The 13304-nt window shown below is 74.3% G+C and carries 1 pseudogene; it reads left to right on the top strand.

The annotated features are described in order from the left end of the window. Positions 1-35 precede the first annotated feature (35 nt). A pseudogene (locus tag ACQEVZ_RS01650) lies at positions 36-13118 on the top strand (type I polyketide synthase); the annotation flags it as partial. Positions 13119-13304: the final 186 nt, after the last annotated feature.

Raw genomic sequence — 13304 nt, 5'->3', positions numbered from 1 at the left:
CGACGCCCACCGCTTTCAGAAAGGTCCGGTCACCGATGAACGAAGACAAGCTGCGCGAGTACCTCAAGCGCGTGACGGTTGATCTGCACCGGACCAGGGAGCGGCTCAAGGAGGTCGAGGACCGGGCGCAGGAGCCGGTCGCGATCGTCGCGATGAGCTGCCGGTACCCCGGCGGCGTCCAAACACCCGAGGACCTGTGGCGGCTCGTCGCCGACGGCCGCGACGCCATCGGACCGTTCCCGGACAACCGCGGCTGGGACCTGGAGAACCTGTTCCACCCCGACCCGGACCACCGCGGCACCTCGTACGGCAGCGAAGGAGGCTTCCTCTACGACGCCGATGAGTTCGACCCTGCCCCGTTCGGCGTCTCACCCCGAGAGGCGCTCGGCATGGACCCGCAGCAGCGGCTGCTGCTGGAGACGGCGTGGGAGGCGTTCGAACGCGCCGGCCTGGACGCGGCCACGCTGCGCGGCAGCCGCACCGGCGTGTTCGTCGGCGTCATGTACAACGACTACGGCGCCCGCCTCCGCGAGATCCCCGAAGGCATGGAAGGGTACGTCGGCAACGGCAGCTCACCCAGCATCGCCTCCGGCCGCATCGCCTACACGTTCGGCCTCGAAGGACCCGCGGTCACCGTCGACACCGCCTGCTCGTCGTCGCTGGTCGCGCTGCACCTGGCGGCGACGGCGCTGCGCCGCGGCGAATGCGGCCTCGCCCTCGCCGGCGGCGTGACGGTCATGTCGACCCCGAACACGTTCATCGGCTTCAGCCGGCAGCGTGGCCTGGCCGCCGACGGCCGCTGCAAGTCGTTCTCCGACGACGCCGACGGCACCGGCTGGGGCGAGGGCGCCGGCCTGCTGCTCGTGGAGCGGCTGTCGGACGCCGTCGCCAACGGCCACCCGGTCCTCGCGGTCCTCAGAGGCTCCGCCGTCAACCAGGACGGCGCGTCCAGCGGCCTCACCGCCCCGAACGGCCCCTCCCAGCAGCGCGTCATCAAGGCCGCCCTCGCGAGCGCCGGCCTCGCCCCCGCCGACGTCGACGTCGTCGAGGCGCACGGCACCGGAACGAGCCTCGGCGACCCGATCGAGGCGCAGGCGCTGCTGGCCACCTACGGGCAGGGCCGCGACGAGCCGCTGTGGCTCGGGTCGGTCAAGTCGAACCTCGGCCACACCCAGGCGGCGTCCGGCGTCGCCGGCGTCATCAAGATGGTCCTCGCCATGCGGCACGAGCGGCTGCCGAGGACCCTGCACGTCACCGCCCCGTCGTCGCATGTGGACTGGTCCGCGGGCGCGGTCCGGCTGCTGACCGAGGCACAGCCGTGGCCGTCCACCGACCGCCCACGCCGGGCGGGGGTGTCGTCGTTCGGGGTGTCCGGCACCAACGCCCACGTCGTGATCGAGGAGCCGCCGGCCCGAGCGGACACGGCCGTCCCGGCGGCGGAGCGGGTCGCACCGCCGGTCGTGCCGTGGCTGCTGTCCGGCCGTACCGCGGCGACGGTGCCCGCGCAGGCCCGCCGGCTCGCCGCCGCCCTGGACGCGGCGCCCGGCATCGACCCGGCCGACGTCGCGTTCACGCTCGCGACGACGCGGACCACGACGGAGCACCGGGCGGTCGTGCTCGGCGCCGACCGGTCCTCGCTGCGGGCGGCACTCGACGACCTCACGGTCACGGGTGTCGCGACGCCCGGTCGTTCCGCGATGCTGTTCACGGGTCAGGGTGCGCAGTGGTCGGGGATGGGTCGCGGTCTCTACCAGGCGTTCCCGGTCTTCGCGGCGGCGTATGACGAGGTGTGCGCCCACATCGAGGGTCTGCGCGACGTTCAGGGTGACCTGCTCGACGAGACACAGTGGACGCAGCCTGCACTGTTCGCCGTTGAGGTCGCGGTGTACCGGCTGCTGGAGTCCTGGGGTCTGCGCCCCGATCACCTCCTCGGTCATTCGATCGGTGAGCTGGCCGCGGCCCACGTCGCTGGGGTCTGGTCGCTTGAGGACGCCTGCAAGGTGGTGGAGGCTCGCGGCCGTCTCATGCAGGCGCTGCCGGCCGGTGGTGCGATGGTGGCGATCCAGGCTTCGGAGGAGCAGGTCCGGGCGGCGTTGGTCGACGGTGTTTCGCTGGCCGCCGTCAACGGCCCGGACGCCGTGGTCGTGTCCGGTGACGAGGAAGCGGTCGAAGCGGTGGCGGCAGGGTTCGCCAAGACGCGCCGGCTCAAGGTGAGTCACGCGTTCCACTCGGCACGCATGGACGGGATGCTCGACGCGTTCCGTGAGGTCCTGGCCGTCGTGAAATTCAACGAGCCGGGGATTCCGATCGCGACCACGTCCACTGGCGACGTCACCGACCCGGAGTATTGGGTGGGTCAGGTTCGCGGGACGGTCCGGTTCGCCGAGGCCGCTTCCAAGTTGACCGCGAAAGGCGTGACCAGGTTCCTGGAGGTCGGTCCGGACGGGGTGCTGTCGGCGATGGTCGACGGGGTCCCCGCGATGCGGAAGGGTCGCGACGAGCCGCTGACGCTGATGACCGCCGTCGCGCAGATGCACGTCACCGGCTGGTCCCCGGACTGGACGCGGGTCCTCGGCGGCAACGTCGTCGACCTGCCGACGTACGCGTTCCGCCGCACCCGGTTCTGGCTCGACGACCCCGCCGCCCGCGCCGACGCCGCCGCGGCCGGGCTGCTGCCCGTCGACCATCCGCTGCTCGGCGCCGCGCTCGGCCTCGCCGACGGCGGCGGCTTCGTCTTCACCAGCCGACTCTCGCTGCGCGACCAGCCGTGGCTGCGCGACCACGTCGTGCTCGGCGTGCCGCTCGTGCCCGCCACCGCCCTCGTCGACCTGGCGCTGCGCGCCGGGGAGATGCTCGACTGCGGGCACCTCGACGAGCTCGCCGTGGAGGCCCCCCTGGCCCTGCCCGACCCGGGCGCCGTGCACCTGCAGCTCACCGTCGGCGCCCCCGACGACACCGGCGCCCGCCCCGTCGCCGTGTACTCCCGCGCCGCCGACGACACCGCCGCGGACTGGACCCGGCACGCGACCGGACGGCTGCGCCCCGGGCAGGACCGGGACACCACCGACCTGACCGCCTGGCCGCCGCCGGGCGCGACCCCGGTCCCCGTCGACGGGTTGTACGACACGCTCGCCGGCGCCGGACTCGACTACGGTCCCGCGTTCCGGGGCGTGCGGGCCGTCTGGCGCCGCGACGGCGACCTGTTCACCGAGGTCGCGCTCCCCGAGACGGCCCGCGACGACGTGGCCCGCTTCGGCGTCCACCCGGCCCTGCTCGACGCCGTCCTGCACACCCTGGGCCTGGCGGAGCACGCCGCCGGCGACACGCTGCTGCCGTTCGCGTTCCGTGGCGTCTCCCTGTGTACGACCGGCGCCGTCACCGTCCGCGCCCGCCTCACGCTCACCGGCGCCACGACCGTGGCCGTCGAGGTCGCCGACCAGACCGGCCGGCCGGTGGCGTCGATCGACGCGCTCGACCTGCGCCCGGTGACCGCCGGGCAACTGGCCGCGGGCCGCGCCGCCGACCTGTTCCGGCTCGACCCCGTCCCCGCCCGCCCCACCGGCGGACACCGTCACCGCTACGCCGTGCTCGGCACCGACCCGTCCGGGGCCGCCGCGGCGCTGGCGGAGGCCGGCGCCACGGTCGACGCGTACGCCGACCTCACCACGCTCCACGCCGCCATCGCCGGGGGAGCCCTCGCTCCGGGGCGCGTCGTGGTCACCATCGACGACGCCGGCGACGACCTCGTGGCGGCCGTGCACCGGCGGACCTCAGCCGCCCTCGCAGTCGTCCAGGAGTGGCTCGCCGACCCGCCCGCCGGGGCCGCGCTGCGGGTCGTCGTGCCCGCCTCCGGAGCGGACGCGGTCGCGTCGGCCGGCGTGGCCGGGCTGATCCGCTCCGCGGAGGCCGAGCACCCCGGGACGTTCGGGGTCATCGAGGTCCACGACCAGGAGCCCGCCGGCGAGGCCCTCGCCACCGCCTTTGCTGTTGACGAGCCGACCGTCACGGTCCGCGGCGACGACGTGCTCGTCCCGCGGCTCGCCCGGGCCGTCGCCGCCGCGGCGGAAGCAGCGCCGGCAGCCACGTTCCACGGTGACGGGACCGTGCTCGTCACCGGCGGGCTGGGAGGGCTCGGCGCCCTCGCAGCCCGGCACCTCGTCACCGTCCACGGCGTCCGGCACCTGCTGCTCGCCGGCCGCCGCGGCCTCGACACCGACGGCGCCGCCGCGCTGCGCGACGAGCTGGCCGGGCACGGCGCCACCGTCACCGTCGCCGCCTGCGACGTCGCCGACCGGGCCGCCGTCGCCGCGCTCCTCGCCGCCGTGCCCGCCGAGCATCCCCTGACCGCCATCGTGCACACCGCCGGGGTCGCCGACGACGCCGTTGTCACCGACCTCACCGCCGACCGGGTCGCCGCGATCCTGCGCCCCAAGGCCGACGGCGCCCTGCACCTGCACGAGCTGACCAAGGGCCTGCCCCTGACCGCGTTCGTGCTGTACTCGTCGCTCGCCGGGATCCTCGGCGGCGCCGCGCAGGCCGGGTACGCCGCCGCCAACAGCGTCCTGGACGCCCTCGCCGCCCAGCGCCGCGCCGAAGGGCTGCCGGCGCTGTCGCTCGCCTGGGGGCTGTGGGACACCGCCAGCGGCATCACCGCCCACCTGGACGACGCCGACCGCCGCCGTCTCGCTCGCAACGGCGTCGCGCCGCTGCCGGCCACGGACGCGCTCGACCTGCTCGACCTCGCCTGCGCCGCCCCCGCCGCCCTGGCGGTCCCGGCCCGGCTGCGCCCCGCCGCCGGCGGTCCCGCGGTCCTCAGTGGACTCGCGGGCGCCGCCGGGCGGCGGGCGGCCCGCGGCGATGACGACGACACGCTCCGGCAGCGGCTGCGGCGGATGCCCGACGGCGACCGGATCCCGGCGCTGCTGCGGCTGGTGCGCGGCGAGGCGGCGACCGTCCTCGGGCACGCCGCCGGCGACGACGTCGACCCGCACCGCGGGTTCCTGGAGGCCGGGTTCGACTCCCTCACCGCCCTCGAACTGCGCAACCGGCTCGCCGCCGCGACCGGGCTGACGCTGCCCGCCACCGTCCTGTTCGACCATCCGGCGCCGGCGGCGATGGCCCGGCACCTCCTCGACGAGCTGCACCTGGCGCCCGCCGCGGTCACCGCACCGCCCGCCACCGGCACCGCGCCGGCTGCTGACGAACCGGTCGCGATCGTGGCGATGAGCTGCCGGTACCCGGGCGGCGTCGGCAACCCGGAGGACCTGTGGCGGCTCGTCGCGGACGGCGTCGACGCCGTCGGACCGTTCCCCGGCGACCGTGGGTGGCCCGTCGACCGGCTCTACCACCCCGACCCCGACCACCGCGGCACCAGCTACGCGCGTGAGGGCGGCTTCCTGTACGACGCGGCGGCGTTCGACGCGGACTTCTTCGGCATCTCGCCCCGCGAGGCCCTCGCCACCGACCCGCAGCAGCGGCTGCTGCTGGAGACGTCGTGGGAGCTGCTGGAGCGCGCCGGGATCGACCCTGCCACGCTGCGCGGCACTCCGACCGGGGTGTTCGTCGGCCTCATGTACAGCGACTACGCCGCCCGGGTCCACGACGTCCCCGACGGCCTGGAAGGGCACCTCGGCAACGGCAGTGCCCCGAGCGTCGCCTCCGGCCGGGTCGCCTACACGTTCGGGTTCGAAGGACCCGCGGTCACCGTCGACACCGCGTGCTCGTCGTCGCTGGTCGCGCTGCACCTGGCGGCGGCGGCGCTGCGCCGCGGCGAGTGCGGCATGGCCCTCGCCGGCGGGGTCACCGTCATGTCGACGCCCGGCACGTTCGTCGGCTTCTCCCGCCAGCGGGGCCTGGCCCCCGACGGGCGCTGCAAGGCGTTCTCCGACGACGCCGACGGCACCGGCTGGGGCGAGGGCGTGGGCCTGCTGCTCCTGGAGCGGCTCTCCGACGCCGTCGCCAACGGCCACCCGGTCCTCGCGGTGATCAAGGGCTCGGCCGTCAACCAGGACGGCGCCTCCAGCAGCCTCACGGCCCCGAACGGCCCGTCGCAGCAGCGGGTGATCCGCGCCGCGCTCGCCGCCGCGGACCTCCAGCCGTCCGACGTGGACGCCGTCGAGGCGCACGGTACCGGCACGAGCCTCGGCGACCCGATCGAGGCGCAGGCGCTCATCGCCGCGTACGGGCCCGGCCGGCGGACGCCGCTGCTGCTCGGGTCGGTGAAGTCGAACCTCGGCCACACCCAGGCCGCGTCCGGTGTCGCCGGCGTCATCAAGATGGTCCTCGCCATGCGGCACGGCCAGCTGCCGCGGACCCTGCACGTCGCCGCCCCTTCGTCGCACGTCGACTGGTCGTCGGGGGCCGTCGAGATCCTCACCGACGCCCGGCCGTGGCCCGCCGCCGACCGTCCGCGCCGGGCGGGGGTGTCGTCGTTCGGGATCTCGGGCACCAACGCCCACGTCATCATCGAGGAGCCGCCCGCCGCCGCGGCCCCGGCGGGGGAGCGGGTGGCGTTGCCGGTGGTGCCGTGGCCGGTGTCGGCCCGCACCGCGGACGCCCTCGACGGCCAGGTGTCCAGGCTGCGTGAGGTCACCGAAAATCCAATGGACGTTGGATTTTCCCTGGCTACCGGCAGGTCGATGTTCGAGCACCGGGCGGTGCTGCTCGGCGACGCGGTGATCCGCGGCCGGGCCCGTGACGGCGGCAACGCGATGCTGTTCACCGGTCAGGGCGCCCAGTGGTCGGGGATGGGCCGCGGTCTCTACGAGGCGTTCCCGGTGTTCGCGGCGGCGTTTGACGAGGTGTGTGCGCTCGTCGAGGTGGATGATGCGCGGCTGGATGAGACGCAGTGGACGCAGCCGGCGTTGTTCGCGGTTGAGGTCGCGGTGTACCGGTTGCTGAAGTCGTGGGGTCTCAGGCCCGACTACCTGCTCGGTCATTCAATCGGTGAGTTGGCCGCCGCCCATGTCGCCGGGGTCTGGTCCCTTGAGGACGCGTGCAAGGTGGTGTCGGCGCGGGGCCGGTTGATGCAGGCGCTGCCGGCCGGTGGCGCGATGGTGGCGATCCAGGCCTCGGAGGAGCAGGTCCGCGCAGCACTGGTGGACGGTGCGGAGATCGCCGCAGTCAACGGTCCTGACGCGGTCGTGGTCTCCGGTGACGAGACCGCGGTCGAGGCGGTGGCGGCAGGGTTCGCCAAGACGCGGCGGCTGAAGGTGAGTCACGCGTTCCACTCGGCACGCATGGACGGGATGCTCGACGCATTCCGCGAGGTCCTGGCCACCGTGAAATTCAACGAGCCTGGGATTCCGATCGCGACGACGTCCACCGGGGACGTGACCTCTGTTGACTATTGGGTGGCGCAGGTCCGCGGGACGGTCCGGTTCGCGGATGCGGTCGCCACGCTCAGCGCGCAAGGCGTCAACCGGTTCCTGGAGGTGGGCCCCGACGGGGTCCTGTCGGCGCTGGTCGACGGCATCCCGGCGATGCGCAAGGGCCGCGACGAAGCCAGCACCCTGATGACCGCCATCGCCCGGGCGCACGTCGCCGGCTGGTCCCCGGACTGGACCCGCGTCCTGGCCGGCGGACGCCGTGTCGACCTGCCCACGTATGCGTTCCAGCGGCAGCGGTACTGGCTGGACGCCGGCACTCCTGCCCTCCCGACCGTCGACGGCTGGCTGTATCACGAGACGTGGACGCCGCTGCCGCACCGGGATGCCACGCTGCACGGCACGTGGCTCGTGGTCGGTGGCGGATCCGAGGCGGTGGTGGCGGCGCTGGCGGCGGCGGGCGCCGACACGGTCACCCTGCCGGTCCGCGAAGGACGCCTGCGGGAGAAGTCGTTCGCGGGCGTGGTGGCGCTGCCAGCGGATGCCGCCGAGGCGCTCACCTTCGTACAGACCCTCGGCGACATGGGGCCGCTGTGGTGTGTGACCCGGGGTGCTTCGACGGATCCGGTGCAGCGCGCGGTCTGGGGTCTCGGCCGGGTCGTCGCGCTGGAGCACCCGGACCGGTGGGGCGGCCTCATCGACATCGACGACACGGACGTGGCGCTGCTGCCGGGCATCCTCGCCGGCACCGAGGACCAGGTGATGGTCCGGTCCGGCACGGTCCACGCCCGGCGTCTCGCCCGGGCCGCGACCACGGCCGGGTGGCAGCCCTCCGGCACGGTCCTGGTCACCGGCGGCACCGGCGCCCTCGGCCTCCACGTCGCCCGGTGGCTCGCCGCGGAAGGCGCTTCCAGGATCGTGCTGGTCAGCCGGCGCGGCCCTGACGCCGCACAGGTGGACATCCCCGGCGTCGAGATCGTGGCCGCGGACGTCACCGATCCTGCCGCTGTCGCCGATCTGGTCGCCCGGTTCACGCCGAACGCGGTCATCCACGCTGCCGGTGTCCTGGACGACGGGACCGTCGACGCCCTGACGCCGGAGCGGATCGCGACGGTGATGGCGGCGAAGGTCGACGGCGCCCGCCACCTCGACGCCGCCACCAGGGACGTGCCGCTGGACGCGTTCGTGCTGTTCTCGTCGTTCGCCGGATCGGTGGGGTCGGCGGGTCAGGCCAACTACGCCGCCGCGAACGCCGCCCTCGACGCGATCGCCGAGGAGCGTCGCGCCGCTGGGCTCCCGGCGGTGTCGATCGCGTGGGGGCCGTGGGCGGGTGACGGCATGGCGGGGGACCTCGGTGACCGGCACCGCCGCGGCGGCGTACGCCCGATGCGGCCCGACACCGCCGTCACCGCGCTCGCCCGGACCGGAGCCGACGCCACGCTCGTCGTCGCCGACATCGACTGGGAAACGTTCGGGCCCGTATTTGCCGCGATCCGGCCCGCGCCGCTCATCGACGGCCTCGCCCCGGTCAAGGCACCCGCGGCGGAGCGGCACTTCGCGGACGTGCCCGACGGTGAGCTCGCCGGGCACCTCCTCGACCTGGTCCGCGGCCACGCCGCCACCGTCCTCGGCCACGCCGACGCCGCCGTGATCCACCGCGACCGGGCGTTCCGCGACCTCGGCTTCGACTCGCTGACCGCCGTCGAGTTCCGCAACGCGCTGACCGCGGCGACCGGCGTCACCCTGCCGACCACCGTCGTCTTCGACCACCCGACGCCGGAGTCCCTCGCCGGGCTGCTGCTGTCCCAGATCACCGGAGCCCGGACCACGGACACCGTCCGGGCCGCGGTCCCGGCCGACGAGCCGGTCGCGATCGTGGCGATCGCCGGCCGGTTCCCGGGCGCGGCGACCCCGGAAGCGCTGTGGGAGCTGCTCGCCGAGGGACGCGACGGGGTCCGCGAGTTCCCCGCCGACCGCGGCTGGGATCTCGACTCCCTCTTCGACCCGGACCCCGACCAGTCCGGCACCTCGTACGCGCGGGTCGGCGCGTTCCTGCCGGACGTCGCCGGGTTCGACGCCGGGTTCTTCGGCATCTCGCCGCGTGAGGCCCTGGCGATGGATCCGCAGCAGCGTCTGCTGCTGGAGTCGTCATGGGAGCTGTTCGAACGCGCCGGGATCGACCCGGCCTCGCTGCGCGGGACGGCCACCGGCGTGTTCGTCGGCACCAACGGCCAGGACTACCCGACGATGCTCGCCGCCGCCGAGGAGAACGTCGAGGGCTACCTCGGCACCGGCAACGCCGCCAGCGTCGTTTCCGGGCGGCTCTCCTACACGTTCGGGCTCGAAGGACCGGCGGTCACCGTCGACACCGCCTGCTCCGCGTCGCTCGTCGCGCTGCACCTCGCCGCGCAGGCGTTGCGGCGCGGCGAGTGCGGCCTCGCCCTGGCCGGCGGCGTCACGGTCATGTCGACACCGGGCGCCTTCGTCGAGTTCTCCCGCCAGCGCGGCCTGTCCGTCGACGGCCGCTGCAAGGCGTTCTCCGACGACGCCGACGGCACCGGCTGGGGCGAGGGCGTCGGCCTGCTCCTCGTCGAGCGGCTCTCCGATGCGGTCGCCAACGGTCACCCGGTCCTGGCCGTCGTTCGCGGCACTGCGGTCAACCAGGACGGCGCGTCCAACGGTCTGACGGCCCCGAACGGCCCGTCACAGCAGCGGGTGATCCGGGCCGCCCTGGCCGCCGCAGACCTGGATCCGTCCGACGTGGATGTGGTGGAGGCGCACGGCACCGGCACGAGCCTCGGCGACCCCATCGAGGCGCAGGCGCTCCTCGCCACCTACGGCGCGGACCGGCAGACGCCACTGTGGCTCGGGTCGGTGAAGTCGAACCTCGGCCACACCCAGGCCGCCGCCGGCGTCGCCGGGATCATGAAGATGGTCCTCGCCCTCCAGCACCAGACGCTGCCCCGGACCCTGCACATCACCGCCCCGTCGTCCCATGTGGACTGGTCGGAGGGTGCGGTCGCGCTGCTCACCGAGGCGCAGCCGTGGCCCTCCACCGACCGGCCGCGCCGCGCCGGGGTGTCGTCGTTCGGGATCTCCGGCACCAACGCCCACGTGATCCTGGAGGAGGCGCCCGCGACCCCGCCGGCCGCCGCGCCCGAACCGCTGCCGATGGTGCCGTTGCCGCTGTCGGCGCGGACCCCGGAGGCGCTCGACGCGCAGGTGACCCGGCTCCGGCAGGCGACCCTCGCCGATCCCGTCGACGTCGGCTACTCCCTCGCGACCGGACGGTCGGCGTTCGATCACCGGGCCGTCGTGCTCGGCGACGCGGTGATCCGCGGCCGGGTTACTGAGGGCGCGTCGGCGATGCTGTTCACGGGTCAGGGCGCGCAGTGGTCCGGCATGGGCCGCGGTCTCTACGAGGCGTTCCCGGTCTTCGCCGCGGCGTATGACGAGGTGCGCGCCCACGTCGAGGTGGACGATGCGCGGCTGGATGAGACGCAGTGGACGCAGCCTGCCCTGTTTGCGGTCGAGGTCGCGGTGTACCGGCTGCTGGAGTCCTGGGGCCTGCGACCCGACTTCCTCCTCGGTCACTCGATCGGCGAGCTGGCCGCGGCCCACGTTGCCGGGGTCTGGTCCCTGGAGGACGCCTGCAAGGTGGTGGCCGCCCGCGGCCGGCTCATGCAGGAGCTGCCCACGGGTGGCGCGATGGTGGCGATCCAGGCGTCCGAGGAGGCGGTCCGGGAGGTGCTGGTCGGCGGTGCGGAGATCGCCGCCGTCAACGGCCCGGACGCCGTGGTGGTCTCCGGCGACGAGGACGCCGTCGAGAAGGTCGCGGCGGGGTTCGCCAAGACGCGGCGGCTCAACGTGAGTCACGCGTTCCACTCGGCACGCATGGACGGGATGCTCGACGCGTTCCGCGAGGTCCTGGCCACCGTGAAATTCAACAAGCCTTGGATTCCGATCGCGACCACGTCCACCGGCGACGTCACCGACCCGGAGTACTGGGTGGGGCAGGTCCGGGGGACGGTCCGGTTCGCCGACGCCGCCGATCGTCTCAAGCAGAAGTGCGTGACGCGGTTCCTGGAGGTCGGCCCCGACGGGATCCTGTCGGCGCTGGTCGACGGCATCCCGGCGATGCGGAAGGGCCGCGACGAAGTCAGCACCCTGATGACCGCGCTCGCCCGGGCCCACGTCGCCGGTTGGTCGCCCGACTGGACCCGGCTCCTGGCCGGTGGTCGGCGCGTCGACCTGCCCACGTACCCGTTCCAACGGCAGCGGTTCTGGCCGACGGTCCGCCGCGGCACTGCCCCCACGTTCGCGAGGTGGTTGCAGCGTGAATCCACTGTGGACGGCTGGCTGTATCGCGAGGACTGGGCGCCGCTGCCGCGCCGCGAAGCGACGCTCACCGGCACGTGGCTCGTGGTCGGTAGTGGCTCCGAGGCGGTAGTGGCGGCTCTGGCGGCGGCGGGTGCCGAGACGGTCGTTCACAGCGACCTCCCGGACGCTTCATTCGCGGGTGTGGTGGCGTTGCCTGCCGATGCGGCCGAGGCGCTCACCATCGTGCAGTCGCTCGGTGACAAGGGCCCACTGTGGTGTGTGACCCGGGGTGCGGCGACGGATCCGGTGCAGCGCGCGATCTGGGGTCTCGGCCGGGTCGTCGCCCTGGAGCGCCCGGACCGGTGGGGCGGCCTCGTCGACCTCGACAGCGACGCCGACCTGTCCCTGCTGCCCGGGGTGCTTGCCGGTGCCGAGGACCAGGTCACCGTCCGGTCCGGCGCGGTCTACGGCCGGCGCCTCGTCCCGGCGACCGCGACCCAAGGGTGGCGCCCGTCGGGGACGGTGCTGGTGACCGGCGGCACCGGCGCTCTGGGCGGGCACGTCGCCAGGTGGCTGACCGCGGAGGGCGCGTCCAGGGTCGTCCTGGTCAGCCGCCGCGGCTCTGACGCTGTACAGGTGGACGGTGTCGAGGTCGTTGCCGCGGACGTCACCGATCCCGCCGCTGTCGCCGACCTGGTCGCCAGATTCACGCCGAACGCGGTCATCCACGCCGCTGGTGTCCTGGACGACGGGACCGTCGACGGGTTGACGCCGGAGCGGATCGCCGCGGTGATGGCGGCCAAGGTGGACGGCGCCGGGCACCTCGACGCCGCGACCCGGGACCTGCAGCTGGATGCGTTCGTGTTGTTCTCGTCGTTCGCGGGGTCGGTAGGGTCGGCGGGCCAGGGCAATTACGCCGCCGCGAACGCCGCCCTCGACGCGATCGCCGAGGAGCGCCGAGCCGCCGGGCTCCCGGGCGTCTCCATCGCGTGGGGGCCCTGGGCGGGCGACGGCATGGCGGGTGACCTCGGGGACCGGCACCGCCGCAGCGGCGTCCGGCCGATGGACCCGTCCGTCGCCGTCACCGCCCTCGCCCGGACCGGCGCCGCCGCGACCGTCGTCGTCGCCGACATCGACTGGGAACGGTTCGGGCCCGGGTTCACCGCAGGACGCCCCGCACCGCTCGTCAGCGGGCTGTACACGCCGCCCGTACCGCAGAACGACACCGAGACGTGGGACCTCGCCGGCATGCTCGACGCGGTGCGCGGGCAGGCCGCCGAAGTCCTCGGGCACGCCGGCACCGAGCTCGTCGAGCCCGGGCATGCGTTCCGGGACCTCGGGTTCGACTCGCTGACCGCCGTCGAGTTCCGCAACGGGCTCGCCGCCCGCACCGGCCTCAAGGTGCCCGCGACCGCCGTCTTCGACTACCCGACCCCGGCCGCGCTCGCCGCCCACCTGCACGCCGAGGCGACCGGCGGCGCACCGGAAAACCCCCAGCTATCGATCCTCGCGGACCTCGACAAGGTCGAAAACCTGATTTCGGTGATTTCCCCAGAGGATGACCTGCACGCTGCCGTGCGCACCCGGCTGCATGTGATGCTTTCGAAGCTCGACAAGGCGCGCACGACGGAATCAGAATCGGCCACCTCACTGCGGTTC

Source organism: Dactylosporangium sp. CA-152071, assembly GCF_050936335.1.
In the GTDB taxonomy this organism is placed as follows: domain Bacteria; phylum Actinomycetota; class Actinomycetes; order Mycobacteriales; family Micromonosporaceae; genus Dactylosporangium; species Dactylosporangium maewongense.
This window is presented reverse-complemented; position numbering and strand designations above follow the sequence as displayed.